26 protein-coding genes are annotated in these 26,210 nt (G+C 35.2%); 19 read left to right on the top strand and 7 right to left on the bottom strand.

All coding sequences use genetic code 11. The features are described 5' to 3' along the window. Positions 1–6: 6 nt before the first annotated feature. Genes YQ22_RS02680 through YQ22_RS02670 form a run of 3 tightly spaced genes read right to left on the bottom strand, consistent with a single transcriptional unit; the run spans position 7 to position 2,196 of the window. On the bottom strand, positions 7–1,098 hold the full coding sequence (locus YQ22_RS02680) for a hypothetical protein (RefSeq protein ID WP_071339976.1): 1,092 nt from the start codon (positions 1,096–1,098) through the stop codon (positions 7–9). Then, on the bottom strand, positions 1,079–1,642 hold the full coding sequence (locus tag YQ22_RS02675) for a hypothetical protein (protein WP_071339975.1): 564 nt from the start codon (positions 1,640–1,642) through the stop codon (positions 1,079–1,081). The genes YQ22_RS02680 and YQ22_RS02675 overlap by 20 nt, the downstream gene beginning before the upstream one ends. Beyond that, the gene (locus YQ22_RS02670; RefSeq protein WP_071339974.1) at positions 1,642–2,196 is read right to left on the bottom strand and encodes an RNA polymerase sigma factor; all 555 of its coding nucleotides are present in this window, start codon (positions 2,194–2,196) and stop codon (positions 1,642–1,644) included. The genes YQ22_RS02675 and YQ22_RS02670 overlap by 1 nt, the downstream gene beginning before the upstream one ends. Before the next feature lie 262 nt (positions 2,197–2,458). Here YQ22_RS02670 and lon point away from each other — a divergent pair, with 262 nt between their 5' ends. Together lon and cmk are read left to right on the top strand one after the other, a co-directional pair. Further along, the gene (gene lon / locus YQ22_RS02665) at positions 2,459–4,909 is read left to right on the top strand and encodes an endopeptidase La (RefSeq protein WP_071339973.1); all 2,451 of its coding nucleotides are present in this window, start codon (positions 2,459–2,461) and stop codon (positions 4,907–4,909) included. Positions 4,910–4,937: 28 nt separating this feature from the next. After that, complete coding sequence (cmk, locus tag YQ22_RS02660) at positions 4,938–5,633, top strand: (d)CMP kinase (RefSeq protein ID WP_071339972.1); 696 nt, start codon at positions 4,938–4,940, stop codon at positions 5,631–5,633. A 49-nt stretch (positions 5,634–5,682) separates the two neighbouring features. On the opposite strand, the gene YQ22_RS02655 is transcribed toward cmk, so the two are convergent. Next, a complete protein-coding gene (locus YQ22_RS02655) occupies positions 5,683–6,063 on the bottom strand; it encodes a LysM peptidoglycan-binding domain-containing protein (RefSeq protein ID WP_058105800.1) in 381 nt (126 codons plus the stop codon). A gap of 265 nt (positions 6,064–6,328) precedes the next feature. Here YQ22_RS02655 and rpsA point away from each other — a divergent pair, with 265 nt between their 5' ends. After that, on the top strand, positions 6,329–8,164 hold the full coding sequence (gene rpsA / locus YQ22_RS02650) for a 30S ribosomal protein S1 (protein ID WP_071339971.1): 1,836 nt from the start codon (positions 6,329–6,331) through the stop codon (positions 8,162–8,164). Between the two features lie 447 nt (positions 8,165–8,611). Here the strand turns inward: rpsA and YQ22_RS02645 are convergent, their stop codons facing one another. Then, the gene (locus YQ22_RS02645; RefSeq protein ID WP_071339970.1) at positions 8,612–9,862 is read right to left on the bottom strand and encodes an OmpP1/FadL family transporter; all 1,251 of its coding nucleotides are present in this window, start codon (positions 9,860–9,862) and stop codon (positions 8,612–8,614) included. Then, on the bottom strand, positions 9,852–11,192 hold the full coding sequence (locus YQ22_RS02640) for a DUF4270 family protein (protein WP_083414181.1): 1,341 nt from the start codon (positions 11,190–11,192) through the stop codon (positions 9,852–9,854). The genes YQ22_RS02645 and YQ22_RS02640 overlap by 11 nt, the downstream gene beginning before the upstream one ends. 241 nt (positions 11,193–11,433) lie before the next feature. On the opposite strand from YQ22_RS02640, the gene YQ22_RS02635 reads away from it, so the two are divergent. The 12 genes from YQ22_RS02635 to YQ22_RS02580 all read left to right on the top strand — a co-directional run bounded on the left by YQ22_RS02635 (position 11,434) and on the right by YQ22_RS02580 (position 21,662). After that, the gene (locus YQ22_RS02635) at positions 11,434–12,423 is read left to right on the top strand and encodes a Kelch repeat-containing protein (RefSeq protein ID WP_071339968.1); all 990 of its coding nucleotides are present in this window, start codon (positions 11,434–11,436) and stop codon (positions 12,421–12,423) included. Between the two features lie 74 nt (positions 12,424–12,497). After that, entirely contained in the window at positions 12,498–12,839 is a 342-nt protein-coding gene (locus YQ22_RS02630; RefSeq protein ID WP_071339967.1) for a DUF4907 domain-containing protein, read from the top strand. Positions 12,840–12,845: 6 nt separating this feature from the next. Further along, a complete protein-coding gene (locus YQ22_RS02625; protein ID WP_071339966.1) occupies positions 12,846–13,898 on the top strand; it encodes a sensor histidine kinase in 1,053 nt (350 codons plus the stop codon). Next, positions 13,876–14,604 carry a LytR/AlgR family response regulator transcription factor gene (locus tag YQ22_RS02620; RefSeq protein ID WP_058105768.1) on the top strand — a complete coding sequence of 243 codons (729 nt, stop codon included), beginning with the start codon at positions 13,876–13,878 and terminating at the stop codon, positions 14,602–14,604. Before YQ22_RS02625 ends, YQ22_RS02620 begins: the two co-directional genes overlap by 23 nt. Before the next feature lie 114 nt (positions 14,605–14,718). Then, a complete protein-coding gene (pyrR, locus tag YQ22_RS02615; RefSeq protein WP_058105769.1) occupies positions 14,719–15,258 on the top strand; it encodes a bifunctional pyr operon transcriptional regulator/uracil phosphoribosyltransferase PyrR in 540 nt (179 codons plus the stop codon). Between the two features lie 4 nt (positions 15,259–15,262). After that, entirely contained in the window at positions 15,263–16,189 is a 927-nt protein-coding gene (locus YQ22_RS02610) for an aspartate carbamoyltransferase catalytic subunit (RefSeq protein WP_058105770.1), read from the top strand. Between the two features lies 1 nt (position 16,190). Then, a complete protein-coding gene (locus tag YQ22_RS02605; protein ID WP_071339965.1) occupies positions 16,191–16,523 on the top strand; it encodes a ribonuclease Z in 333 nt (110 codons plus the stop codon). 42 nt (positions 16,524–16,565) lie between these two features. After that, positions 16,566–17,471 (top strand): ribonuclease Z, encoded by a 906-nt coding sequence (locus YQ22_RS02600; RefSeq protein WP_071339964.1) that lies wholly within the window; start codon positions 16,566–16,568, stop codon positions 17,469–17,471. 78 nt (positions 17,472–17,549) lie between these two features. Continuing rightward, the gene (gene pdxH, locus YQ22_RS02595; protein WP_071342482.1) at positions 17,550–18,197 is read left to right on the top strand and encodes a pyridoxamine 5'-phosphate oxidase; all 648 of its coding nucleotides are present in this window, start codon (positions 17,550–17,552) and stop codon (positions 18,195–18,197) included. A gap of 10 nt (positions 18,198–18,207) precedes the next feature. Then, positions 18,208–18,696, top strand: coding sequence for a SixA phosphatase family protein (locus tag YQ22_RS02590; RefSeq protein WP_071339963.1), 489 nt, complete (start codon positions 18,208–18,210; stop codon positions 18,694–18,696). Beyond that, positions 18,693–20,759 carry a polyphosphate kinase 1 gene (gene ppk1 / locus YQ22_RS02585; protein WP_071339962.1) on the top strand — a complete coding sequence of 689 codons (2,067 nt, stop codon included), beginning with the start codon at positions 18,693–18,695 and terminating at the stop codon, positions 20,757–20,759. The genes YQ22_RS02590 and ppk1 overlap by 4 nt, the downstream gene beginning before the upstream one ends. Before the next feature lie 12 nt (positions 20,760–20,771). Further along, the gene (locus YQ22_RS02580; RefSeq protein ID WP_071339961.1) at positions 20,772–21,662 is read left to right on the top strand and encodes a Ppx/GppA phosphatase family protein; all 891 of its coding nucleotides are present in this window, start codon (positions 20,772–20,774) and stop codon (positions 21,660–21,662) included. Between the two features lie 8 nt (positions 21,663–21,670). Here the strand turns inward: YQ22_RS02580 and YQ22_RS02575 are convergent, their stop codons facing one another. Next, a complete protein-coding gene (locus YQ22_RS02575) occupies positions 21,671–22,252 on the bottom strand; it encodes a tRNA-(ms[2]io[6]A)-hydroxylase (protein WP_058105776.1) in 582 nt (193 codons plus the stop codon). Between the two features lie 121 nt (positions 22,253–22,373). On the opposite strand from YQ22_RS02575, the gene YQ22_RS02570 reads away from it, so the two are divergent. The 4 genes from YQ22_RS02570 to YQ22_RS02555 are packed head-to-tail and all read left to right on the top strand — an operon-like array spanning position 22,374 to position 26,206. After that, positions 22,374–23,225, top strand: a complete 852-nt coding sequence (locus tag YQ22_RS02570; RefSeq protein ID WP_071339960.1) for an EboA domain-containing protein — start codon at positions 22,374–22,376, stop codon at positions 23,223–23,225. A gap of 1 nt (position 23,226) precedes the next feature. Beyond that, positions 23,227–24,135, top strand: coding sequence for a TatD family hydrolase (locus YQ22_RS02565; protein WP_082643017.1), 909 nt, complete (start codon positions 23,227–23,229; stop codon positions 24,133–24,135). A 3-nt stretch (positions 24,136–24,138) separates the two neighbouring features. After that, positions 24,139–25,038 (top strand): UbiA-like protein EboC, encoded by a 900-nt coding sequence (gene eboC / locus YQ22_RS02560; RefSeq protein ID WP_083414180.1) that lies wholly within the window; start codon positions 24,139–24,141, stop codon positions 25,036–25,038. A 7-nt stretch (positions 25,039–25,045) separates the two neighbouring features. Further along, positions 25,046–26,206, top strand: a complete 1,161-nt coding sequence (locus YQ22_RS02555; RefSeq protein ID WP_071339959.1) for a 3-dehydroquinate synthase — start codon at positions 25,046–25,048, stop codon at positions 26,204–26,206. Positions 26,207–26,210: the final 4 nt, after the last annotated feature.

The following is a 26,210-nucleotide window of genomic DNA, read 5'->3' as shown; positions in this document are numbered from 1 at the left end:
ATTGATTTATTTTTTGCTAAAACTTATGCCGCCATAGTCGCTTGTAAGTATAATTTTGTTGCCACTGCCTTTAGAGCCATAAAATCCTTCATAGTGTTTGTCAGATGATTTTTCTATGCTAATGTTAATAGTGAAGTCATCTTTGCCACTTACACCGGCATAACTGGTAGAAATATCGAAATCAAAATGATAGGCACTGTTGTATCCAATTTTAACTCCGGTATAATCCGTTCTAATTTCTACATCGCCAGCATCTGCAGCAAGTTCATCTATTCTAATGGAGCCATAGTCAGCTGTTATAGATACATCTCCATGAACGACGCCTAGTTTTACTGTGATATAATCACCATTACCATCTATGCTTTGTAGTTCTTCAATGTCCATATTGCCATAGTCACTGGTATAATCTAAATTGCCCATTTTGCCTATACTTGCATTAGTGTAATCAGCATTGATATGAAGGTCGCCGGCTTTCTCAATAGTAAAGCCCGAGTAATCTGCTCTAATTTCACCACTGTTGATAAAACCAATTGTGGATTTTGAAGTATAGTCAAAATTTAAACGGTTATTACGGCCTCTAAGCTCACCAAGTTCAAGTCTGCCATAGTCACAGTTTATTTTGGCGTGCCCGTCTATTCTGTCCAAAATTATATTGCCATAATCATTACTGAGGTCAACATTGTTTTTAACGGGCACCTTAATGGTGTAATTGATCTGCATATTAACGTTGTTGTTATTTCCCCAGCTCCATACCCAGCCATTGTTATTTTTGTTGAAAATGGTTTTGGCGTAAACTCTTTCGTTATTGGCTTCAAAATCAACTGAAATTTCATCTAATTTTTTTTGGACCTTGTCTTCATTGTTGCCATTGGTCTTAATGTGGACTTCAATTACTACTCTATTTTCATTCCAAGAAGTTATATTTAAGTTGCCATAAGAATTGTCTATTTTTAGCAACGCGTTGGTACTTACGTTAAACTCTTTTTTAATGGTCTTTTCTTTGGTATGCTTACCATCAAAAGAAGTGTCATTGGCGAAGGCTACTGTTGAGAAAGCCAAAAATAATAGCCAAGTATATTTATATAGTAAAGTTTTCATCATGTGATTTTTTAATTGATTTAATATTTTCAATTTGAATCATAACCTCGTTTAAAAGATCGATTCTGGTTTGGAAATTGGTAATCATGGCACTTAAAATTAACTTGCTGTTACCTCCATTTAAAAGGTCTTGCTCCATTTTGGTATAGTTCAGCTGAAGCTTTTTTAGTTGGACCATGGTGTCATTAATAATTTTTTCTGTTTCGGGTGATTTTTCTGAATTCAGTTCTTTTACCTGCTCTTCGATTAAATTCGCAAAATAGAATTGCGTTTTTGATGCTTCTGGCGAAATCTCGGCAACTTTTTCTTCAATACTTGATGCTGTGTTGAATTGGGATAATCCAACCGTTAATAAAATGGCAAATGATGCTGCGACCGATAGAAAAAGTAACCAATTGTTCTTTTTCTTGGGAGCAAGTGTAGCCACGCCTTTAGATTCGTTCAGTTTTTCTAAGAATCGCTGTTCGTGCCCGTTGGCGGGTTCGGCATAATCCAATTTGTCATGTAGCTTTATAAAAAGCTCGTCAATAGTATCTTTCTTCATTAGACTGCGAGTGTTAGTTTTTTCCTTAAACTTTCTTTTGCTCTAGAAACAGTAGTTCTGCAATTGGCATAACTAATGTTCATGATTTTACTAATTTCATCATAATCAAATCCTTCAATTAGATGTAAGGTCAAAGAAATTCTGTAGTTGTCTTTTAAATCTTTCATGGTTTCCATCACTTTTTGAGCCTTTAGTTCTGTAAACACATGGTCAGATGCAATTCCGTCATTATCTTCGACCCTGTACAATACCTCATCTAAAGCAACTTCGTTCTTTTTTTGTTGCTTTCTATATTGATGTATACTGTTATTAATAACAATACGCTTTAACCAGGATCCAAAAGTTACTTCCCCTTTAAAAGTATGCAGTTTCGTAAATGCGCTTAAAAACGATTCTTGCATAATGTCTTCTGCTTGGGCAGAGTCTTTTACGATTCTGAGTGATGTATTGTACATAGCCTTGTAATACCTGTTGTACACTTCTAGCTGTGCACTTTGTTTACCGGCTAAGCACAATTGCACTAGCTCATCAATATGTTCTCTTTGTTGGCTCAAAAAGTGATTGGTTTATTGAAAGATGAACCAAAATACAGTTTGTTACAGTTTGATGGAAATAAATTTTAATTATTCCATAAGCAAGAGTTGGGTATTTATTGAAATGATTTATTTCAGTTGGCACAAGAATTGAATTAGATAATAGCAAATGAAAGTGCAAAAAGCCGTATTTAACTGATTTTCATTGTTTTTACGGCAATTATGTATAATTTATAAAAACTAAATTCTGTTAATTTAATGACAGAATGACCGATATATGAGTATGGGAGATTCTAAATTTTCAAATTTTGACAATATGTCTTTACAAGGAATAGACCAAGATTCTGAGCTAATTCCATTATTGACTCCAGAAGATGAGGAGCAAATGAATAGTGAGACCTTGCCAGAGACCTTGCCTATATTGCCTTTAAGGAATACAGTACTTTTTCCTGGTGTAGTAATTCCTATTACGGCGGGTAGAGATAAAAGTATCCACTTAATTAAGGATGCCAACAACGGCTCAAAAGTAATAGGTGTAGTTTCCCAAAAAGATGAGGAAACGGAAAATCCTGATGTAAAGGATATAAATACCTTGGGTACGGTAGCCAAAATTTTACGTGTGCTACAAATGCCAGATGGTAATACCACCGTAATCATTCAAGGTAAAAAGCGTTTTGAGATTGCCGAAGTCTTAACTAAGAAGCCTTATATAACAGCTACAGTTAGAGAAACCGCAGAAGTAAGACCGGAAAAGAACGATAAGCAGTTTTTGGCAATTATAGAGTCTATTAAAGAATTGGCTTTAAAAATTATAAGGGATAATCCAAATATTCCTAGCGAAGCATCTTTTGCTATTAAAAACATTCAAAGTGATTCTTTCTTAATAAACTTTGTTTCGTCCAATCTTAATTTGGATGTAAAGGCGAAACAAGAGTTGTTGGAAATAGGCAGTCTGCAAGAGAGAGCGTTGGCAACATTGAAATATATGAATGTTGAAATGCAAAAGCTTGAACTTAAGAATGATATTCAATCAAAAGTTAGAAATGATCTAGATCAGCAACAGCGAGAATATTTCTTGCACCAGCAGATGAAGACCATTCAAGAAGAATTGGGCGGAGTTTCTTATGATGAGGAGTTAGAGGAGATGAAGGAGAAGTCCAAGAAAAAGAAATGGGGCAAGAAAGAAAGAGAGCATTTTGAAAAGGAATTGTCGAAAATGAAGCGGATGAATCCGCAGGTGGCAGAATATTCTATTCAAAGAAATTATTTGGACCTGCTATTGGATTTGCCTTGGAAAGAATATTCTAAAGATAAGTTCGATTTAAAAAGAGCAGAAAGAATTCTTGATCGTGACCATTATGGTTTAGAGGATGTAAAGAAAAGAATTGTGGAATATTTAGCGGTTTTGAAGCTGCGTAATGATATGAAATCACCTATTCTTTGTCTTTATGGACCTCCAGGAGTAGGTAAAACTTCATTAGGTAAATCTATTGCAGAGGCGTTAGGTAGAGAGTATGTAAGAATGTCATTAGGTGGTTTAAGAGATGAGGCTGAAATTAGAGGTCACCGAAAAACATATATTGGTGCAATGCCGGGTAGAATTATTCAGAGCCTAAAAAAGGCGGGTAAATCTAACCCTGTTTTTATCTTAGATGAAATAGATAAGCTGTCCAATAGTCATCAAGGTGATCCTTCATCTGCTATGTTAGAGGTTTTAGATCCTGAACAGAACAGTGATTTTCATGACAATTTCTTAGAATTGGGTTATGACCTTTCTAAAGTGATGTTCGTTGCTACTGCAAATAACTTGGGCAGTATACAGCCGGCACTTAGAGATCGTATGGAAATTATCCATGTAAGTGGGTACACTATTGAGGAAAAGGTTGAAATAGCTAAAAAACATTTGTTGCCAAAACAATTGACGGAACATGGTTTAGATGCTAGTCATTTAAAAATTGGCAAACCACAATTAGAAAAAATTGTAGAAGGGTATACAAGGGAATCTGGAGTACGTTCTTTAGAAAAGCAAATCGCCAAAATGGTACGTTATGCTGCGAAATCTATTGCCACTGAAGAAGATTATGAAGTAAAGGTGAGTAATGAAGTTATCATAGAGGTTTTGGGTGCGCCAAAAATGGAGCGTGATAAATATGAAAATAATGAAGTGGCAGGTGTTGTTACCGGATTGGCTTGGACCAGTGTTGGTGGCGATATTTTATTTATAGAATCTATACTTTCAAAAGGTAAGGGAACCATGAGTATTACGGGTAACCTTGGTAAAGTGATGAAAGAATCTGCAACCATTGCCATGGAGTATATAAAATCTAATGCTGATCGTTTTGGTATAGATGTCGCGGTATTTGAGAAATATAATGTTCATATTCATGTACCAGAAGGGGCAACACCTAAAGATGGTCCAAGTGCAGGTATTACTATGTTGACCTCTTTAGTGTCATTGTTTACGCAAAAACGTATTAAAAAGAGCCTGGCAATGACCGGTGAGATCACATTGAGAGGCAAAGTGCTTCCGGTAGGTGGTATAAAGGAAAAGATTCTTGCCGCCAAAAGGGCTAAAATTAAGGAGATTATTCTTTGTGCAGATAACGAGCGTGATATTAAGGAAATCAAAGAGTCATATTTAAAAGGGTTAACGTTTCACTATGTAAAGGAAATGTCAGAAGTTATTGATATTGCCATTACAGGGGTTAAAGTAAAAAACGCAAAGGAGCTATAACTTAGCTTTTCTTTATACTTTTGATAGGATGAAAAAAATCACCATTGCAATAGACGGGTTTTCCTCAACGGGTAAAAGTACTTTGGCAAAACAATTAGCTAAAAAGCTGCAATATATTTATGTAGATACGGGTGCCATGTACCGTGCGGTTACCTTGTTTGCTATGAGGGCAGGTTTGGTAGAAGCCGGCAATGTGGATGAAGATACGTTGGAGCAAAAATTAGGTGATGTTGAATTGAAGTTTGTATTCAATTCTGAATTGGGTTTTGCGGAAATGTATTTGAATGGAGAAAATGTAGAAAAGGAAATAAGGACTATGCCGGTTTCCAAGAACGTGAGCCAAGTAGCCGTTTTAGAGGCAGTACGTAAAAAATTGGTAGCCTTGCAACAAGCAATGGGTGTTGATAAAGGTATTGTTATGGACGGCAGGGATATTGGTACAGTGGTGTTTCCAGATGCAGAACTTAAAATCTTCATGACCGCTTCACCTGAAAAGAGAGCTGTAAGAAGGTATAAAGAGTTATTGGATAGAGGAGAGAATGTCGTCTATGAAGATATTTTGGAAAACGTTCAAAAACGAGATTATATTGACAGTAATAGAGAGATATCTCCTCTAAGAAAAGCTGATGATGCAATTGAGTTCGATAATAGTGACTTAGGACTGGAAGATCAGTTTCAAAGAATTTACGAACATTCGCTTCGGGTTATAGAAAAAAAAGTATAAAAAAAGAGGTTAGTTTTGCTAACCTCTTTTTTATTATGTAGTATATGTATTATTTGTTTGGAATAACCAATACTTGATCAGGATGAATTACATCCGGATTTTTTAAGATGTTGGTATTCGCTTCAAAAATAGCTTTATATTTCATTGGGTCACCGTAATATTCTTTAGCTATTTTACTTAAAGATTCACCGCTTTTTACCACGTGTCTGTGATAAACGGAATCATCTTCTACTGTAATGTTCGCTTTAATATCAGAAGGGCTTTCACCGCCCAATGCTTTAATTTTATCCCAGATCAAATCCTTTTCGTAAGGAGTTTTTGCTTGTCCTTTTATTTTTAGAACATCTCCTTCAACAGTTACGTTACCGTCTTTGATACCTAATTGTTCACCTAGGTCCAAAACCCCTTGATATTTCGCTTTAACGCTCATATTTTTACTTTTTTTAATGGTTATTATAATGCTTCTAAGATAAGCATATTTAAGATATTCCATTCCAAAATCATGCCATATTCTTTAATTGAATGGTATATAATAAGTTGTGTTGTCTAATTTAAATAAAATGCTTATTTTTGCACACCTTTTTTGCAAGGCATTCAAGAGAAAAAGGGATTAGATAAACAAAAAGATATAACTACTTTCATAGTCGTTGCTTAAATCTTGATAAGATTATGGAATACAAATTATTGATCAGCAAATGGCTGAAGAAAAAACAAACGCAGAGGTAGAAGCTACTACCGAAGCAACACAACAAGCTGTAGAGACTCCACAGCAAGATCCACAAGAATTTTTAGAGAACTTTAACTGGGAAAAATACGAGCAAGGAATTGAGCGTGTAGATGACTCAAAGTTGAAGGAATTTGAAGATTTAGTAGCTGAAAATTTCGTTGATACTGCCGATGAGGAAGTAGTAGAAGGGAAAGTAGTTTATATTACTGATAGAGAGGCTATCATTGATATCAACGCAAAATCTGAAGGTGTAATTTCGTTAAACGAATTCCGTTACAATCCAGGTTTAAAAGTAGGTGACAAAGTAGAGGTATTGATTGATATTCGTGAGGATAAAAGTGGTCAGTTGGTTTTATCTCACAGAAAAGCGAGAACTATTATGGCTTGGGACCGTGTAAATGCGGCTCATGACAAAGAAGAAATCGTTAGTGGTTTTGTGAAGTGCAGAACTAAAGGTGGTATGATCGTTGACGTATTTGGTATAGAAGCTTTCTTACCAGGTTCTCAAATTGACGTTAAGCCAATTCGTGACTACGACCAGTATGTTAACAAAACAATGGAATTCAAGGTTGTAAAGATCAATCACGAATTTAAAAACGTTGTTGTTTCTCATAAAGCACTTATTGAAGCTGATATTGAAGAGCAGAAGAAAGAAATCATTAGCCAATTAGAAAAAGGACAAGTATTAGAAGGTGTTGTTAAAAACATTACTTCTTACGGTGTGTTCATTGATCTAGGTGGTGTTGATGGTTTAGTTCACATTACTGACCTTTCTTGGAGCAGAATCAACCACCCGAACGAGGTTGTTGAATTGGATCAGAAATTAAATGTTGTAATTCTTGATTTTGATGAAAACAAATCTAGAATTCAATTAGGTCTTAAGCAATTGGAGAAGCACCCATGGGAAGCTTTATCCGATGAAATTAAGATTGGTGATAAAGTAAAAGGTAAAGTAGTTGTTATCGCTGATTACGGCGCATTCATCGAAGTTGTTGAAGGTGTTGAAGGTCTTATCCACGTTTCTGAAATGTCTTGGTCTACGCACTTGCGTTCTGCACAGGATTTCGTAAATGTAGGTGATGAGGTAGAAGCGGTTGTATTGACATTGGATCGTGAAGATCGTAAAATGTCTCTTGGTATCAAGCAATTGACTCCAGATCCTTGGACTGATATTACTACGAAATACCCTGTAGGTTCTAAACATAAAGGTATTGTAAGAAACTTTACAAACTTTGGTGTTTTCGTTGAATTGGAAGAAGGTATAGACGGTTTAATTTACATCTCTGATCTTTCTTGGACTAAGAAAATCAAGCATCCATCTGAGTTTACTAACGTAGGTGATACTTTAGAAGTTGAAGTATTGGAATTAGATGTTGAAGGTCGTAAGTTGAGCTTAGGTCACAAGCAGACTACTGAAAACCCATGGGATAAATATGAAACTGAATTCGCATTGGGTACAGTTCATACAGCAACCATTTCTGATGTAGTTGATAAAGGTGCAACAATTGAATTTAACGATGATATTACTGCATTTATTCCTCAACGTCATTTAGAAAAAGAAGATGGTAAAAAACTAGGTAAAGGCGATGAAGCTGAATTCAAGATTATTGAGTTCAACAAAGACTTCAAACGTGTTGTAGCTAGTCATACTGCTATCTTCCGTGAAGAAGAGCAACGTAATGTTAAGGCGGCTGTTAAAAGACAAGCAGCTAATGCAGATGAGGCTAAGCCAACTTTAGGTGATGCTAACGATGCGTTACAGGCGTTGAAAGACAAAATGGAAGCTGATTCTAAGAAGAAGTAATTTCATTAGCATACATCCTTAAATAGGATAGTTTATAAAAGCCCGGATGCATAATCCGGGCTTTTTGTATTTATGATTGTTTGTTGTTTCTTAAAGGTAAGTCGCAACGGAACTACACGTCATTCTAAATGATTTTGTTTTGCCTTTGGAATAGATGATAATCAAAAGGCTATCAGCAAAGCAAATAGGTTTTACTATTTTAAGTTTAGGATTTTAATTTCTGAAATAAGTAAACAACATAGATACGTTGAAGAAATGAATATATTCAAATGTTTTGTTAATAGGGTAAATAGTAAAAGCCCAGATTTTCATCTAGGCTTTATTAGTTTTCATTCAGTCGGTTCCTATTAGGGTTCTAACGTAAATGAAATACTAGTGGAGATTGTTATGTAATTAGACTTTTTATGTAATTGTGTTTGCACAGAACAAAATCGGGTTGGTAAAAAATTAATACACCTTTTTCTTTACGAACCAGATATCTTCAAGGCTTAAGTTCAAGGTAAGTAGGTGATAGTTCTCCTTTACCAGAACGTTTTGCAATAGACCTTTAGATCCATAGCTATATGAAAGGTTGATCATAGAATGGGTTCCTCTACTTGTTGGTATACCAATACCTGCTGTAAAATTGTAGCCCTCAACTTTTTCATCACTAATGGCTAAATATCCATTGTCATAATTATAACCTAATCTATATGCTATTCTTTGACCATATTTATAGCTGGTTGGGTTTTGAATATATTCTAATCCAAAAGCATAGATGTCTTGGTCTTCATAACTACCTATATTTTCGGATTGATCGGTGTTGGTCCAAAAATTCTTTTTGTAATCTGCGCTAAATGTCAGCTCTTCAATAGGTTTGATGCTCATACCAAATCCCAACTCAAGGGGTAATTTAAAGTCTGATACAGTATCTGAACTCTCGTCCTCTACAGTAATTTCAATACCGGATAACGACTTGTTGACAGACCTTTTTAAATTGCCGTTTAAACTTGTGGGTAATTGTACAGTACTTCCTATGGTAATTTTTTCGTTAACATCATATTGCAGCCCAAAGCCAAGTCTTGCACCACTATAATTTGTTTTTTCTATAGATTCAAAAGCAGTTGCATTGTAAGTAAAAGATTCCGTTTCTTCAATGTTACCGAATAGGAATGAAGCACTTAAACCTAACCTAAGCTTAGGAATTAGGGCATAACCAATATTAAGTTTAATATCATTTAGACCGCCCAAACCGGTTACGTTACTTTCAAATGAATTTGTAGACCCTTCAATGTTGCTACTTACACCAAGTAGGGAATATCCAACATCACTATAAGGTACCATGGTTATGCCTGCACCAAAATTTTCTGCAATTCTAAAACCAAAGGCGATATTGGAAAAATTGACATTTGATTTTTCTTCAGTGTCCGATGTATTGCTGTAATTATTAAATTCTCCGGTAACCCCAATATCATACAGGAAAGAGTTTTGGGGTATTAAGGCGTAATTGGCAGGGTTTAAGTTATTCAACTCGTAAGTTGATTTAATACCTATGCCGCTATAGCCTAAACTATTGAACTTTCCAATACTGGTTTGGTTAATAACACCTAATCCGTATAAGGAATATGGAGAACTGGTTAAAGCTTCTGATTGTGCTGAAATTTGCTGTATGCCAAGAAAAGCTCCTATGGTGACCACTATAATTTGGTTAATCTTCATCGTAAATACCGTATGTTAATTCTAAAATTGTTTCGTTTTCCCCATTACCGTTTCCGCTCATAATAAATCGATCTACAGTAGAATTATAATCAACAGGAAGTAAGATTAAAGCATCATCAATATCCCTGTCCTTTAGGTAAAGCTCTTCTAAATAATAAGACAGGGATATTTCATAATAGATGTCGTTAAATTCTTGATTGTCCCTGTTTAAAATAGCATAGGAAGTAGAGGACAGGGTTTCGGTCAAATCATTGTTTTGGTCAACGACATATACCGCAAGGGTGTCTCTTAGTTTTAGATTGTCGTTATAAGATTGGGCAACTGGTTTTATTTTAAGGGTGCCGTCCAATATGGTGCCACTGCCAGGTATGTCGTAAAGACTTGTAATACTTGGAAATTGTACCCTCATGGCTATTCCTACACCAGATTGAATGTAACTCTCGTTGTTAGAATCGGAACTTTCTAAGTTGACCTTACTATCTGTTAAGCCCTGTAGCGGTGTAATAGGGTCTTCTGCGGTTATGCTATTAAAGAAAGGAATTGGTGTGGTTGTTGCGTTTATTTGAATATCAAAATATTCTTGTTCAGATTCATATTCGGTTTCTGTACTGTAATACAAGCGCATGTAGGTATTTTCAGAAGATTTTGAAAAACCGATGATTGAGCCATTGTCGGTTTCGTCAGGTAAAAGCGCTATGCCTTTAAAGTAATCCCTATATTCATCAGAATTTACAATGTCTTTCTCCTGTAGTTTGGAGAATATATCCGTACCAAAATCGTCTATCATTTTTATGGTTATAGAGTCTCCTGCCAAAGGTCTTGGGTTGTATTCGTAAAAACCCAGGTCATCTTCATCATAGCTGATTTTACTCGTATTGTAGAAATAATCATCACTTTCTGGATTCAGGTTTTCTATAATTTTTTTAATGTGAATGGTGTTTTTCTGTAGCGTGTCATTGTAGTAGTAATTATCATAGCCCAAGACCATTACCAAACTATCAAATACCGCCTCAGAATCTATGGTATAGGTCTCTGGTAAAAATTGCATGTAGCTAGATGCCCTAACGGTACCAAAAACAGCATCTGAATATTTTCCTGTAAGAATTCTTGTAGATTCAGAAGTAGCTAAACTATCAAACTTCATGGTAGAGGTACTCACCGTTAATGTATCGATCAATATGAGGCGGATGTTACTATCGGTAAATGTTTCACCGGCTACAAAATCGGTATCATTATATATTTCATCACTGCAAGAGATAACGACTATTGTAAATAAACCACCGATCATTATGATGTGGAGTGCACGTAGTTTGTTTAAGAACACCTTCATTTAAAATTTAGTTTTCATCAAAGCTAAATACCCAATGCGGTTGTAAAAACCTGAATAGACGAATCCGTAATGTTAAGGGATGAAATCTATTATTTAAACTATTAATGAAATGTTTGTGTTCGTAGATGAAAACCTAGGATTGGTATGTTAAAAATCAATCTTAATCTATTGTGTTTTTTAGAACCCTGGGGTCTCTAGTAGATTTGATTTCTCAAAGAAAGAACCTTAAAACAAAAAAGTAATGAATAAAAGAAAATCGTATGTATACAAAATTACCGGGTTGGCGCTTTTGGCCATGGTAGTTACAAGTTGTTCAAGTGATGATGACGACGATTTAGGTAACTGGGTAGATAAATCTGTATTTGATGGTAGCCCAAGAAGTAGTGTATCTGGTTTTACAATAGGTAATACTGGGTATATGGGTGTTGGTTATGATGGAGACGATTATTTGGCTTCCTTTTGGGCATACGATATTGAAGGTGACTACTGGTCTCAAAAAGCTGATTTTCCTGGAGCTGCTAGAAATGCGGCCGTAGGTTTTGAGATTGACGGTACTGGTTATATAGGTTCTGGGTATGATGGTGTAGATGAATTGAAGGATTTTTATAGCTATGATACTGCCTCTAATACATGGACGGAAATTGCCTCTTTACCAACAGCAAGAAGAAGTGCTGTAGGTTTTGGAATTAACGGCTATGGTTATGTGGGTACAGGATATGATGGCGAGAATGATAGAAAGGATTTCTATAAGTATAACCCTGCAACCGATTCTTGGACTGAATTAGTAGGTTTTGGAGGAAATAAAAGAAGATCTGCCACCACTTTTACTATAGATGGTTTAGTGTATTTAGGTACTGGAGTGTCTAACGGGGTATACTTAGATGATTTTTGGGTATTTGACCCTGCTACTGAAAGTTGGACTTCAAAGTTAGACCTTGATGAAGAAGATGATTATGCTATTGCAAGAAGTAATGCTGTTGGATTTACGTTAAACGGATACGGTTATATAGCAACCGGAGAATTAGGTGGTGCTACCAATACAGTTTGGGAGTACGATCCAGCTTCAGATGAATGGGAACAAAAAACATCTTTTGAAGGAGCTACAAGGCAAGATGCCATTGCTTTTTCAAATGGAAGTCGAGTATTTATAGGAATGGGTAGAACTGGAACATTATACCTAGATGATTTAGATGAATTTTTTCCATTGGATGAGTACGATGACGAAGATTAATTTATCATAGTGAGTGCAATTGTTAATTTTTTGGGTCAATCTGTGAAGGTTGGCCCATTTTTAAACATTTATTTATGAGTTCTACTGTAAAATACTCGCTTGCTATTGTGCTATTTTTGGTACTTGGCTTTGGCATTGTTATGTATATCCAATCTGAGCCCAGCCAAAACCAAATATTTGAAAGTCAAATAGTAAGTCTAGATGATGGATTTGGTTATAAGATTTTGAGAGGAGAAAAGATAGTGATTGTACAAGAGTTCGTTCCCGGTCTTCCAGGTAAGCAACAATTTGTTTCTAAAGAAGAAGCTCAGAAAACGGCAAACTTGGTACTATCTAAATTAGAAGAGGGGAAATCGCCAATTTTATTACCGACAGATCTGGCGAAATTGAATATTTCAACCCAAGTAGGTCATTGATAGTATATGAGATCGATAATTAATAATAGAATTCAGATAGTTGTCCATATCAGCATTTGGATTCTGTTTTATGGACTCACATTTTATCCTGTACTAAATGATGCAAGACCTATTCCTTCAGATGTGTTTCCAAAGCTCATTGTAATTATAGTACTATTTTATTTCAATTATTTTTACTTAGTACCAGAGTATTTACTGAAAAAGACAGTGCTCTTTTATTTATTTCTTTCACTGGGACTTTTGATTTTTTCGGTGTATTTGCTCAATCATTTTTTTCCGCCAAGAATACCCGATAATTTCTTTATACAACAAGAAAGACCAAGAGGTCTTGGTTTTATGCCGTTTTATAGAACGTTCGTAAATCTTGGAATACCTTATGTGATCAGTGCCATTTTAAGAATGTATGTTGAATGGAAACGTAATGAGAATTTACGTTTATCGGTTGAAAAGGAAAATATTAAGTCTGAGCTACAGTTTTTAAAGGCGCAATTAAATCCACATTTTTTGTTCAATTCGCTTAATACCATTTATGCCTTATCTGTAAAAAAATCTCCCGACACCTCAGAGGCAATAGTTGATTTATCGGAACTTATGAGATATATGATCTATGAGGCAGATAAAGACTTAGTGCCTTTAAATAAAGAACTAGATTATATAAAAAGTTATATACAGTTACAGCGATTAAGACTATCTGATAGTGAAAATGTATCCTTAAAGATTACCGGGGAAGATAGAGGGCGTGCGGTACCGCCTTTGCTATTTATCTCGTTTATTGAAAATGCCTTTAAATACGGTACGGATTACAAGGGTAAAACCTATGTCAAAATTTCATTGATAATTACAGATGCCTCTATCTATTTAAACGTTAAGAATAAAATTGGAATTTTTAGAGAACCCACCAAGAACTCGGGTATCGGACTTGAGAATATTAGAAATCAGTTAGAATTGATATATCCAGGTCTGCACAACTTAGAGGTAAGTAATGACGGCCAAGATTATGAAGTTTCTTTGACCATTTACCAAAACAATCAAGCTTATGAAATGTATAATTATAGATGATGAGCCTTTGGCGATCGAGATTCTAACTGGCTATTGTGAAAAGCTAGACTTTATAGAGTTGGTGAACTCATATACCAATCCGCTCGATGCTATTACGGAAATCAAGGAAAAGAAAATAGATTTGATCTTTTGTGATATAGAAATGCCCCAAATAAATGGTATAGATTTTATGGGCACTTTAGATAACAGACCGTTGTTCATATTTACCACTGCTTATTCACATTATGCGGTAGATGGGTTTGAGTTGAATGCAGTGGATTATTTGGTGAAACCTATACCTTATCATCGTTTTATAAAATCAGTATCAAGAGTACAAGATTTAATTTCAAAAAAACAAAAGCCAATTATGGAAGCAAACGTTTTCTCATCTACCGGTGATAGTACAGTAGAAAAAAAGTTCATTTTTGTGAAGGCGGAATATGAAAGTATAAAAATAGATTTGGACCAAATTGAATATGTACAAGGTTTAAAAGATTATTTGAAAATTCATATTGCCAACACCAATAAAACCATTTTAACGTTAATGAGCTTTAAGGAGATTATGAGTAAGTTACCTGCAAATCAATTTCTTAGGGTGCATAAATCCTATGTGGTCAATGTAAATTACATTAAAACGGTACAGCGTAACAGAATAGTTATTAATGACATGCGCATACCTATTGGTGAAAGCCATAAAGAAGCCTTCTTTTCTATCTTGGGCTTATAGATTTCACGTTCATTGATCTAAATTTATTTTTTTTGATTTTACTTCCTTATTTTGGCTGTCAAAGTTTAGATAGAATTATCTATTTTTGTTAAGCTAAAAGCACGGGTGCCCATTATGAGTCAAAAAGTTTTACTCTCTTCCAAAGAAATACATATCATCCTGCACAGATTGGCTTGCCAATTGCTTGAGAACCATTTAAATTTTGAAAACACAGTTTTAATTGGAATTCAACCAAGGGGAAAATTTCTTGCTGAACGCTTGAATAAGATTTTAAAGGAGGAGTATAAAGTAAAGAAGATAGACTTAGGGTTTTTGGATATTACTTTTTATCGTGATGATTTTAGAAGAGGGGAAAAGACCCTAGAGGCCACAAAAACAAAGATAGATTTCTTGGTAGAGGACAAAAACGTTGTTTTAATTGATGATGTGCTGTACACAGGTAGAAGTATAAATGCGGCTTTAACTGCTTTGCAATCTTTTGGCAGGCCAAAAGATGTAGAGTTGTTATGTTTAATAGATCGCAGATTCAGCAGACATTTGCCTATACAACCCAATTACAGGGGGCGCCAGGTAGATGCCATAAATGATGAGAAGGTAAAGGTGATGTGGGAAGAAAATGACGGGGAAGATATAATATACTTAGTAAATAGATAAGAAAATGAGCGAACTGAGTGTTAAACACTTACTGGGAATTAAATACCTAAAGGAAACCGATATTCAGCTTATTTTTGAAACTGCCGATCATTTTAAAGAGGTGATCAACCGGTCTATTAAAAAAGTGCCTTCGCTTAGAGATATTACCATTGCCAATATATTTTTTGAGAACAGTACTAGGACTAAACTGTCTTTTGAATTGGCGGAAAAGCGTTTATCTGCAGACGTGCTTAATTTTTCCGCAAGTCAGTCTTCGGTTAAAAAAGGTGAAACCTTAATAGATACGGTAAATAATATTCTATCTATGAAAGTAGATATGGTGGTGATGAGGCATCCTAACCCTGGTGCGGGCATATTTTTATCCAAACACGTAAATGCATCAATCGTAAATGCTGGCGATGGTGCACACGAGCATCCAACACAGGCATTGTTGGATTCTTACTCCATACGTGAAAAATTAGGAGACGTAGCAGGTAAAAATGTAGTGATCGTTGGTGATATTCTTCATTCAAGGGTTGCCCTTTCAAATATTTTTGCGTTAAAATTACAAGGAGCAAATGTTAAGGTGTGTGGTCCTAAAACATTGCTTCCTAAGTACATAGAATCTTTAGGTGTCGGTGTAGAGACCAATTTAAGAAAAGCGTTGGAGTGGTGCGATGTAGCTAACATGTTGCGCATACAAAACGAAAGATTGGATATAAGTTATTTCCCGACCACACGAGAGTATACCCAACAATTTGGGGTGAATAAAAAATTGCTTGATAGCTTGGATAAGGAAATTGTAATAATGCACCCAGGTCCTATAAATAGAGGTGTGGAAATTACAAGTGATGTGGCAGATTCCAAGCAATCTATAATATTAAACCAGGTTGAAAACGGAGTTGCCATTCGTATGGCGGTAATTTATTTATTGGCATCTAAAATAAAATAATATGATTTTCACTAAAGAAGAATCGTTGATTATTGTATCTCAAGAAGAAATTTCAATTGAGCGTTTTTTAGAGAATTTGCAGAAAGAATATGCAAAATTAAAAAACGATAATTTGGTGTTAAACTTGTTAAGCTTCTCAAAGTTGACACCTTATAATGTTATCTCATTTTTAGAAATAGCAAGAATGCACAAAAAGAACGGACAGTCGTTCGTTTTGGTATCGGATAAAGTGTCTTACGATGATGTTCCTGAAGAAATTAATCTTGTGCCAACCCTTCAAGAAGCTAGAGATGTTGTTGAAATGGAAGAAATAGAACGTGATTTGGGTATATAACAATACGCAAAGCACAGATAAGAATACTTAAGTACTTATTTTATGCGCCTTACTGTATTGGGTTGTTATGCGGCAACACCAAGAACGCTTACGAATCCTACGTCACAAGTTTTAGAAATTAACAATCAAGTTGTATTAATTGATTGTGGTGAGGGAACCCAAGTAGAACTTAGAAGGCATAAAATAAAGTTCTCAAGAATAAACCATATTTTCATTTCTCACCTACATGGAGATCATTTTTTTGGACTCCCAGGTTTTATTTCTACCATGAGATTATTGGGTAGGGAGAAAGCACTTCATGTATACGGCCCCAAAGGAATTAAAGAGGCTATAACATTGCTTTTAAAGTTGGGAGATTCTTGGACAAACTACCCATTGTTGTTTCATGAACTTACCAGTAAGGAACAGGAGCTTATCTTTGAGGATGATAAGATAAGTGTAACTACCATACCATTAGAACATAGGGTATATACAAATGGCTACTTGTTCAGGGAAAAATTAGGCAAAAGAAAGCTGAATGTTACTGCGGCAGAAAAGTATGGGATTGACAAAGCTTATTATAACAATATAAAAAACGGAAAGAATATAACTTTGGATAATGGTACTATTGTATCCAATAGTGAATTAACCTTTGATCCGCCTGAGCCAAAATCTTATGTATTTTGTAGTGACACCGTTTATGATGAAAGTTTGGCTGAAAAGATTAAAAATGTAGATGTTTTATATCATGAATCTACATTTTTGGAAACAGAGACCGATCTTGCCGTGAAAACCAAGCATGCTACCGCTAAACAAGCCGCTATGGTAGCAAAAAAAGCTAATGTAAAAACCTTAATGTTAGGTCATTACTCTACTCGCTATAAATCAATAGCATTGTTTAAAGAAGAAGCTTCAACTATTTTTCCTAATGTAGTTCTTGCTGATGATGGTAAGACATTCGATTTTTAAACCTTTTAATACGTTTTTATAACGTTTATTTTCCTTTCTTTTTAGAACTTTGTTTATCTTGTTTTTAACACGAAAATGATGCAAAAAGATTTAGGTGATTATAGAAAATCCTATGAGAAAAGTGCGTTGGTAGAAGACAGTATATCTGATAATCCAATACAGCTATTTCAAACGTGGTTTTATGAGGTTGAAAATTCCGATGGGGTAGATGAACCCAATGCTATGACGGTTTCTACGGTAGGTTTAGATGGTTTTCCCAAAAGTAGGGTAGTACTTCTTAAGAAATATACTCATGAGGGTTTTATCTTTTATACGAACTACAATAGCGAAAAGGGAAAAGCTATTGGTGAAAACCCAAATCTCTGTCTATCCTTTTTTTGGGCAAACTTAGAACGCCAAGTAATCATAAAAGGTGTTGCCGAAAAATTACCCGAAAATCTTTCTGATGGTTATTTTGAGTCAAGACCTGAAGGAAGTAAATTAGGGGCATTGGTATCGAATCAAAGTACTGTAATTGATTCCAGAGCCGTATTGGAAGATAAATTGGCTAAGTTGGAAAAAGAATATAACGGTAAAGAAATAGAAAGGCCTAAGCATTGGGGTGGCTATTTGGTAAGACCTTTATCTATAGAGTTTTGGCAAGGCAGACCTAATAGACTACATGATCGCATTAGATACACACTTACCAGTGAATTTGATTGGAAAATGGAACGATTGGCTCCTTAAATATGTTAACATGAAGAATCTATTTTTAATGCGCCACGGTAAGTCTTCTTGGGAGCTAAATGTTAGTGATCAAGATAGGGCACTTTTGCAAAGAGGGGTTAATGATGCCTATTTGGTTGCTATGGAAATTGCCAGACAAGATATTAAAATAGATAAAGTATATACTAGCCCCGCAAATAGGGCATTTCACACTTGTATGATTTGTCTTAGAGTTATTGGTCATCCTCTAAATAATTGTGGTATAGATTTAAATTTGTACGACTTCTCAGGTGATCAGGTTTTTAAGTTTATAAAACAATTAGAGGATACTTTTGAAAATGTTCTCATTTTTGGGCATAATCATGCCTTTACCTATTTAGCAAATTCGTTGGGAGATAAACATATAGATAATGTGCCCACCAGCGGTTTTGTTCAATTACAGTTTAAAGAAAATTCATGGGCCGCTATTACTCAGGGTTCAACAATACAAACCATATTTCCGAAGCAATTAAAAGCATGATAAAAAACAACAACCAGTACGTAAATAGAGAAATAAGTTGGTTATGGTTCAACGAGCGTGTACTACAGGAAAGTGCAGATAAGAATGTGCCATTAATTGAAAGATTACGGTTTTTAGGTATTTTCTCAAATAATTTAGATGAGTTTTTCAAGGTGCGTTATGCAACGGTTAAGCGTATTGTAGAAGCTGGTAAAACCGGCAAAAGTGTACTTGGGGGAGAAAAGGCAAAAGATCTTCTAGAAGAGATTACCAATATTGTAATTGAACAGCAAACAAAAAGTTTATCAATTCTTAGAAGAATTGAACATGAGTTGGAAGGGGAGAATATATTCATTATCAAGGAAACGGAATTAAACGATAATCAAAAGGATTTCGTGAAGGCCTATTTCTTAAAGGAAGTGAGTCCGCAATTAATGACTATCATTTTAAATGATTTAACACGTTTTCCTACCCTGAAAGACACTGCAGCGTATTTGGCTGTAAAAATGGTAATTAAGAGTGATGATAGTAGAAAAGAGAAAAGATATGCCTTAATTGAAATACCCAAGGGAATTGATCGCTTTATTGTATTGCCAGATGAAGGAGATAAAAGTTATATCATAATACTAGATGATCTAATTAGGTACTGTCTTGGTAATATATTTACCATGTTCGAGTATGAATCTATTTCTGCTCATATGATCAAGATAACAAGAGATGCCGAACTTGATATTGACAACGACCTTAGTAAAAGTTTTATTGAAAAAATTTCATCTAGTGTAGAGCATAGAAAAATAAGTGATCCCGTACGCTTTGTATACGATAAGAGTATTGGCAGGGACACCTTGACTTTTCTAAAGGAAAAGATGAACATAGAAGATACGGATAGTGTAATACCAGGCGGTAGGTACCATAATCGTAGAGATTATATGGGTTTTCCAAGCTTGGGAAGAAAAGATCTTTTATATGACAAGATAGTTCCGTTACCGGTAAAGGGGCTTAGTGTGGAAGGTAGTATTTTAGAGAGTATAGCCAAAAAAGATTATTTGCAATACACACCCTACCATACGTTTACCTATGTATTAAAATTTTTACGTGAAGCTGCACTTGATCCAAAAGTACGTTCCATAAAGATTACGGTTTATAGACTAGCAAGTAACTCACAAATTGCTGCAAGTTTGATCAATGCGGTTAAAAATGGTAAACAAGTAACCGTTCAAATTGAACTTCAGGCACGTTTTGATGAGCAGGCAAATATTGAATACGCAGAACAGTTACAGTCTGAAGGGGTTAAATTAATATTTGGTGTTCCAGGGCTAAAGGTTCATAGTAAAATATGTTTAATTGAGCGCGAAGAAAATGGAGCGTTAAAGCGATACGGTTTTGTAAGTACAGGTAACTTTAATGAATCTACCGCAAGAATTTACACAGATTTCACTCTTTTTACTGCAGATGATTCTATACTAAAAGAGTTGAATAAAGTCTTTGACTTTTTTGAGACTACCTACAAGATCAACAAGTATAAACATCTTATAGTATCTCCGCATTATACCAAAAATGCGTTTATGAAATTAATTGATAATGAAATAGCAAATGCCAAGCAGGGCAAAGTGGCTTTTATCAAAATAAAAATGAACAGTTTTACCTCTTATAAAATGGTAGATAAACTGTATGAGGCTAGTAGAGCGGGGGTAAAGATCCAGTTGATCATAAGAGGTATATGTTGCTTAATACCAGGGGTTGAGGGTATGAGTGAAAACATAGAAGCTATAAGTGTTATTGATAAGTTTTTAGAGCATACTCGTTTCTTTGCGTTTGCAAATGGTGGCGATACTAAAATGTATATATCATCTGCAGATTGGATGACTAGAAACCTTGATTATAGAGTTGAGGTTGGTTGCCCAATTTATGATGAGGATATAAAAAAGGAATTGATGGATACGTTCGATATCTGTTGGAGAGACAATATGAAAGCTCGTGTGTTTAATGAAAAACAAGACAATGCATACCGTAAATCTTCCATACCTAAAATAAGATCTCAGTTTGCTACGTACGATTATTATGCTAAAAAACAGGAATCTTAAAAAAAGTATTTTTTGAAAGTAAGAAAATTTGCGGCAATTGATATAGGCTCCAATGCTATTAGATTGCTAACACACAATGTTATTGAGGATAAGGGTAAAAAGACTCAATTTAGAAAAAGTGCATTGGTAAGGGTACCTGTAAGGTTAGGCGAAGATTCTTTTACCGTTGGTGAAGTTTCTGAACAAAATGAAGCCCGTTTAATAAAGACCATGAAAGCTTTTAAACTTTTAATGGAAGTGTCGGGTGTTGAAAGGTACCGTGCATGTGCTACATCTGCAATGAGGGAAGCCAATAACGGTAACGAGATAATTGAGAAGATTGTAAAGGAATCTGGGGTCAAAATAGATTTAATAGACGGTAAACAAGAAGCTGCTATTATAGCTTCTACAGACTTAAAAAACTTGATTAAAGATGATCAATGCTATTTGTATATAGACGTTGGTGGTGGTAGTACGGAGTTTACCTTGTTTTCTAATGGTAAAATTCAAGTAAGCAAGTCGTTTAAGCTGGGTACGGTAAGATTTTTAAATAATATGGTTAAACCGGAAACTTGGAATAAACTAGAGGAGTGGATCAAAACAATTTTAAAGGATAAACCCAAATTATCCATTATAGGGTCCGGTGGCAACATTAATAAGTTGCATAAACTATCAGGTAGAAAAGAAGGTGAGCCACTTTCTTACATTTGGTTGAACGCGCAATATCATTTTTTAGACAGTCTAAGTTATGATGATAGGGTGTCTGAGCTAGGATTGAATCCAGATAGGGCAGATGTTATAATTCCCGCAACCAAAATTTTTCTCTCGGCCGCAAAGTGGAGCGGGGCAAAGAAAATTCATGTTCCCAAAATTGGACTTTCAGATGGTATTATAAAAGATTTGTATTACTCAGAAACTAAATAAGCCGCGTTTTATCCGTGAATGCTTTCTTTTTTGCCTAGGTCTTTCATGATCTGGGCTTCATATTCTAAAAGACTGTTCCATTTTTTGTTCACCTCTTCAAGGTCCCCATATTTACGAGCAAACTTTAGGAACATGGTGTAATGGCCCGCTTCGCTGATCATTAACTTGTGATAAAATTCGGCTAGTTTTTTGTCTTCCAATTCTTCGGATAATAATCTAAAACGTTCACAACTACGCGCCTCAATTAAAGCTGCATATAACAATCTATGCACTAATTGGGTAGTTCTACTACCGCCCTTTGGAAAGAATTTAATAAGTTCTATAACATATTCGTCTTTACGATCCCTGCCAAGCGCATTTCCTCGCTTTAAAATAAGGTCGTGTACCATTTTAAAATGTCCCATTTCCTCTCTAGATAAGGCTATCATTTCCTCAACAAGTTCAGTATATTCAGGGAAAGATACAATGAGTGATATTGCGGTACTTGCGGCTTTTTGCTCACAATACGCATGATCTGTCAATATTTCATCAATATTCTTTTCAACAATGTTTACCCATCTTGGATCGGTAGGTAGTTTTAAGCCTAACATAGTTCTCTTTTTTTCAAAATTAGAAAGAATTTAAAGACCTAACGAATTTTAATCAAAAACCTAGACCGCTTCCTGATGAATAATAATTATTTTTGATGTAGAGACCATCCAAACAACAAAAATGCATAATCCAATAGATATTCAAAATATACTGAACACATACGGGGCACCAGATAGTGTCGCATGGCTAAAAGGTAAGATTGAAAGTTTAAAAGAAAATAAATCTTCTAAAGATTTATTTATGACCTATAGTCTGTTAAATGTAAAATTTGATGCTGCAAACGTAATATCATTTGATGCATTGGATACAACGAGTTCGCGCTATTTAAGTGGGCACAAGGCAACTATGCTACAGGTGTCGCGTATTTATTTTTTAGCAGAGGTATTAAGTCAGGATATTGAATTTTATACGCCAAAGGTTGCCAATATTATACAAGTGGCAGATACCGGTGAATTGGAAACCTTTTTAAAGTATTTGGTTTTACTGCCCAATCCAGAGGCATATAAACAGACAGCTGTAGAAGCGTTAAGAACTAATATTGCAACGATTTTTGATGCTATTTCATTGAACAATCCGTATCCGGCAGAATATTTTAATGATCAACAATGGAATCAAATGTTTTTGAAGGCGGCTTTTATGGAAAGAGACCTCTCGCAAATAGCATCCATTGATAAAAGAGCTAATGAGGATTTAGCTAGAATAATATCCGATTATGCACATGAAAGATGGGCTGCAGGTAGAAAAATAGATCCATTGTTCTGGAGACCTGTTTCAAAATTTTTAAATGAGCAACTTTTGGGTGATATGAAGACATTACTTAACAGTGATGATTTTGTAGAGAATTTAGCCGGAGCTCTTTGCTGTTATTATTCGGAAAACGAAAAAGCCCTTGCGCTATTAAATGGTAAGCCAGAGCTAAAACATAAAATTGCCGATGGGCATACAACTTGGAATACGATAAAACAACAATAGAATGGAAGATAAAATGATGATCATTGACCCGCATGTACACATGACGTCAAGAACAACAGATGATTATGAAGCAATGGCAGCAGCGGGAGTTGTAGCAATAATAGAACCATCCTTTTGGTTGGGTCAACCAAGAACCCAAGTAGGTTCTTTTCAGGATTACTTTAGTAGTTTGGTGGGTTGGGAGCCTTTTAGGGCCAGTCAATTTGGTATAAAACATTATTGCACTATCGGTTTAAATTCAAAAGAAGCAAATAATGAGGCTTTGGCAGAACAGGTAATAGAATTGTTACCGTTGTACTTACATAAAGAAAATGTGGTCGCTATTGGTGAAATTGGATATGACGATCAAACACCTGCAGAGGATAAGTTTTTTAGAATGCAGCTAGATATGGCTAAAGAACTTAATATGACCGTACAGGTACATACGCCGCACCGAGATAAAAAAGCAGGAACCATAAAGAGTATGGAGGTATGTTTGGAGCATGGTTTAGATCCTGCCAATGTAATAATTGATCATAACAATGAAGAAACGGTAAAAGAGGTTCTTGACCGTGGTTTCATTGCTGCTTTTACCATCTATCCCAAAACAAAAATGGGCAATGAGCGTATGGTAGAAGTTGTTAAGAAATATGGTAGTAATAATATTATAGTGGATAGTTCGGCAGATTGGGGTGTAAGTGACCCTTTAGCAGTGCCAAAAACAGCATCTTTAATGCTAAAAAGAGGTGTGTCTATGGAGGATGTTAGAAAAACCTGCTATCAAAATGCATTAGATGCTTTTAGTAAAAATGGTAAAATGAAAGAAGCGCATTGGTTGCAGCCAGATAGTATTAATCAATCGCAACTTTTTAATGATAATAGTGTTCTTAGGGGGCAAAAACCTCGTATTGACGAAGATCAAATCATTTAACAAATGAAAGAAAAGTTAATGGGTTTTGCTCGTTTGGCAAGACCTGCGAATTTGCCAACTGCCGCAGCGGATATATTGGCAGGTATTGCCATTATATTATATCTTAAGGATATAGTAGTGCTTAATTTTATGAGTGGGCAGAGCGACAATGTACTTTCTTTGATTTTCTCATCAATTACCTTATATGCAGGTGGAGTCGTTTTTAACGATGTTTTCGATGCAGATCTAGATGCGGTCGAAAGACCGGAGAGGGCAATTCCAAGTGGACTTGTACCCAAAAAAGAAGCTATTTATTTTGGTACAATTCTCATGCTGATCGGTATAACATTGGCATTTAAGACTACTGTATTATCAGGTTTAATATCTGTTGCTTTAACCGTAGCTATTTTAACATATGATGGCTACTTTAAACAATTTGGTTTTGCTGGTCCCTTAAATATGGGAATTTGCCGTGGATTAAATCTTTTAATGGGTATGTCTATTCTTGGAAACCTAACACATTGGTACATTTCATTGGTTCCTGTTGTCTATATTTTTGCCATCACATTGATCAGTAGAGGAGAGGTGCACGGAGATAATAAAAAACATATTGTTTGGGCAGGTATCTTATACGCAATAGTTATTCTATCCATTACGTTAATTGTAATGCAACAGAAAGACAATCTCTTGGTGCTATTACCGTTTATATTAATGTTTGGTTTTTTAATTTATTCGCCTTTAATCAAAGCGTATAAAATAAATTCACCTAAAAACATTAAGAAAGCTGTAATGGGTGGTGTATTGTCGCTAATTGTGATGAACGCTTGCTGGGTGGCCGGTTTTTCTAATTGGTATTTGGCATTGGCCGTTTTATTATTATTACCATTATCCATGCTTTTATCAAAATTATTTGCAGTAACATAAAATACGTATGCAATTACAACCTATAAAACAGTCTTTTCAAGTACAGTATGATTATCAATTATATTTTACTTCTGGACTATTTGCTTTAGAAAATCAAATGTTCGTAAACTTAATTGCGGACTACAAAGATTTTGAACCTGTAAAACTATTGTTTGTTTTAGATGACGGAGTTAAACATCATCATCCCTCTTTAATACCTCAAATTGAAGATTATTGTAAAGCACACAGGCAAACTATAAAATATACCGACACTTTAGTGTTGCCAGGGGGAGAACAAGTAAAGAATAGTGATAAAGCTATTGAATCAGTGTTAAAAGGGGTAAACGATAATAAAATTTGTCGTCATTCTTTGGTGGTAGTCATTGGTGGTGGTGCTGTAATTGATATGGTCGGTTATGCGGCAGCTATAGCACATAGAGGCGTTAAATTGATAAGAATACCTACAACGGTATTATCACAGAACGATTCTGCAGTAGGGGTAAAGAACAGTGTAAATGCATTTAAGAAAAAAAATTTTCTAGGAACATTTGCACCGCCGTTCGCCATTATTAACGACAGTGATTTTCTTGAAACCTTAGAACAGCGCGATTGGATTTCCGGAATTTCCGAAGCCATTAAAGTGGCATTGATCAAGGATAAAACCTTTTTTAAATATATTGCCGATAATGCAGTTGCATTAAAAAATAGGGAAATGGAGGCTATGCAGTATGTTATTTACAAATGTGCCGAAATGCACATGCATCATATTGCACAAGGTGGAGACCCATTTGAATCCGGATCGTCTAGACCTCTGGATTTTGGACATTGGGCTGCACATAAAATGGAATTCATGACCAATTATGAGTTGCGACATGGTGAAGCTGTTGCCAAAGGCATCGCATTAGATGTTACCTATGCGCAGTTAGTTGGATTGATTTCTGAAGAGGATTTACAGCACATTTTGGATGTAATGATCGCTATTGGTTTTGATTTATCACTCCCGGTGCAGAGCAATGATAAAATTGAGCAGTTATTAAACGGTATAGAAGAGTTTAGAGAGCATTTAGGGGGGCAACTGACAATAACCCTTATTTCTAATTTGGGCGTAAAGCACGACGTACATACTATTGATATGGAGTTAATGTCCAAAGCCATTGCTAAACTTAATCATCAATTCGCATTAAATTAAATGC

This window comes from Maribacter sp. 1_2014MBL_MicDiv, assembly GCF_001865655.1.
GTDB classification, from domain to species: domain Bacteria; phylum Bacteroidota; class Bacteroidia; order Flavobacteriales; family Flavobacteriaceae; genus Maribacter; species Maribacter dokdonensis.
Note: the sequence above shows the minus strand (reverse complement) of the source record. Positions and strands in the feature narration are given on the sequence as shown.

What these genes read in the sequence shown, in the direction of transcription:
- YQ22_RS02645 (WP_071339970.1), bottom strand. Translation starts at nt 9,862, where the DNA reads ATGAAGATTAACCAAATTATAGTGGTCACCATAGGAGCTTTTCTTGGC.
- YQ22_RS02555 (WP_071339959.1), top strand. Translation starts at nt 25,046, where the DNA reads ATGCAATTACAACCTATAAAACAGTCTTTTCAAGTACAGTATGATTAT.
- pdxH (WP_071342482.1), top strand. Translation starts at nt 17,550, where the DNA reads ATGCAAAAAGATTTAGGTGATTATAGAAAATCCTATGAGAAAAGTGCG.
- YQ22_RS02600 (WP_071339964.1), top strand. Translation starts at nt 16,566, where the DNA reads ATGCGCCTTACTGTATTGGGTTGTTATGCGGCAACACCAAGAACGCTT.
- YQ22_RS02620 (WP_058105768.1), top strand. Translation starts at nt 13,876, where the DNA reads ATGAAATGTATAATTATAGATGATGAGCCTTTGGCGATCGAGATTCTA.
- YQ22_RS02680 (WP_071339976.1), bottom strand. Translation starts at nt 1,098, where the DNA reads ATGAAAACTTTACTATATAAATATACTTGGCTATTATTTTTGGCTTTC.
- pyrR (WP_058105769.1), top strand. Translation starts at nt 14,719, where the DNA reads ATGAGTCAAAAAGTTTTACTCTCTTCCAAAGAAATACATATCATCCTG.
- YQ22_RS02635 (WP_071339968.1), top strand. Translation starts at nt 11,434, where the DNA reads ATGAATAAAAGAAAATCGTATGTATACAAAATTACCGGGTTGGCGCTT.
- lon (WP_071339973.1), top strand. Translation starts at nt 2,459, where the DNA reads ATGGGAGATTCTAAATTTTCAAATTTTGACAATATGTCTTTACAAGGA.
- YQ22_RS02590 (WP_071339963.1), top strand. Translation starts at nt 18,208, where the DNA reads ATGAAGAATCTATTTTTAATGCGCCACGGTAAGTCTTCTTGGGAGCTA.
- eboC (WP_083414180.1), top strand. Translation starts at nt 24,139, where the DNA reads ATGAAAGAAAAGTTAATGGGTTTTGCTCGTTTGGCAAGACCTGCGAAT.
- YQ22_RS02655 (WP_058105800.1), bottom strand. Translation starts at nt 6,063, where the DNA reads ATGAGCGTTAAAGCGAAATATCAAGGGGTTTTGGACCTAGGTGAACAA.
- YQ22_RS02625 (WP_071339966.1), top strand. Translation starts at nt 12,846, where the DNA reads ATGAGATCGATAATTAATAATAGAATTCAGATAGTTGTCCATATCAGC.
- YQ22_RS02675 (WP_071339975.1), bottom strand. Translation starts at nt 1,642, where the DNA reads ATGAAGAAAGATACTATTGACGAGCTTTTTATAAAGCTACATGACAAA.
- YQ22_RS02570 (WP_071339960.1), top strand. Translation starts at nt 22,374, where the DNA reads ATGCATAATCCAATAGATATTCAAAATATACTGAACACATACGGGGCA.
- rpsA (WP_071339971.1), top strand. Translation starts at nt 6,329, where the DNA reads ATGGCTGAAGAAAAAACAAACGCAGAGGTAGAAGCTACTACCGAAGCA.
- YQ22_RS02575 (WP_058105776.1), bottom strand. Translation starts at nt 22,252, where the DNA reads ATGTTAGGCTTAAAACTACCTACCGATCCAAGATGGGTAAACATTGTT.
- cmk (WP_071339972.1), top strand. Translation starts at nt 4,938, where the DNA reads ATGAAAAAAATCACCATTGCAATAGACGGGTTTTCCTCAACGGGTAAA.
- YQ22_RS02565 (WP_082643017.1), top strand. Translation starts at nt 23,227, where the DNA reads ATGGAAGATAAAATGATGATCATTGACCCGCATGTACACATGACGTCA.
- ppk1 (WP_071339962.1), top strand. Translation starts at nt 18,693, where the DNA reads ATGATAAAAAACAACAACCAGTACGTAAATAGAGAAATAAGTTGGTTA.
- YQ22_RS02630 (WP_071339967.1), top strand. Translation starts at nt 12,498, where the DNA reads ATGAGTTCTACTGTAAAATACTCGCTTGCTATTGTGCTATTTTTGGTA.
- YQ22_RS02605 (WP_071339965.1), top strand. Translation starts at nt 16,191, where the DNA reads ATGATTTTCACTAAAGAAGAATCGTTGATTATTGTATCTCAAGAAGAA.
- YQ22_RS02640 (WP_083414181.1), bottom strand. Translation starts at nt 11,192, where the DNA reads ATGAAGGTGTTCTTAAACAAACTACGTGCACTCCACATCATAATGATC.
- YQ22_RS02610 (WP_058105770.1), top strand. Translation starts at nt 15,263, where the DNA reads ATGAGCGAACTGAGTGTTAAACACTTACTGGGAATTAAATACCTAAAG.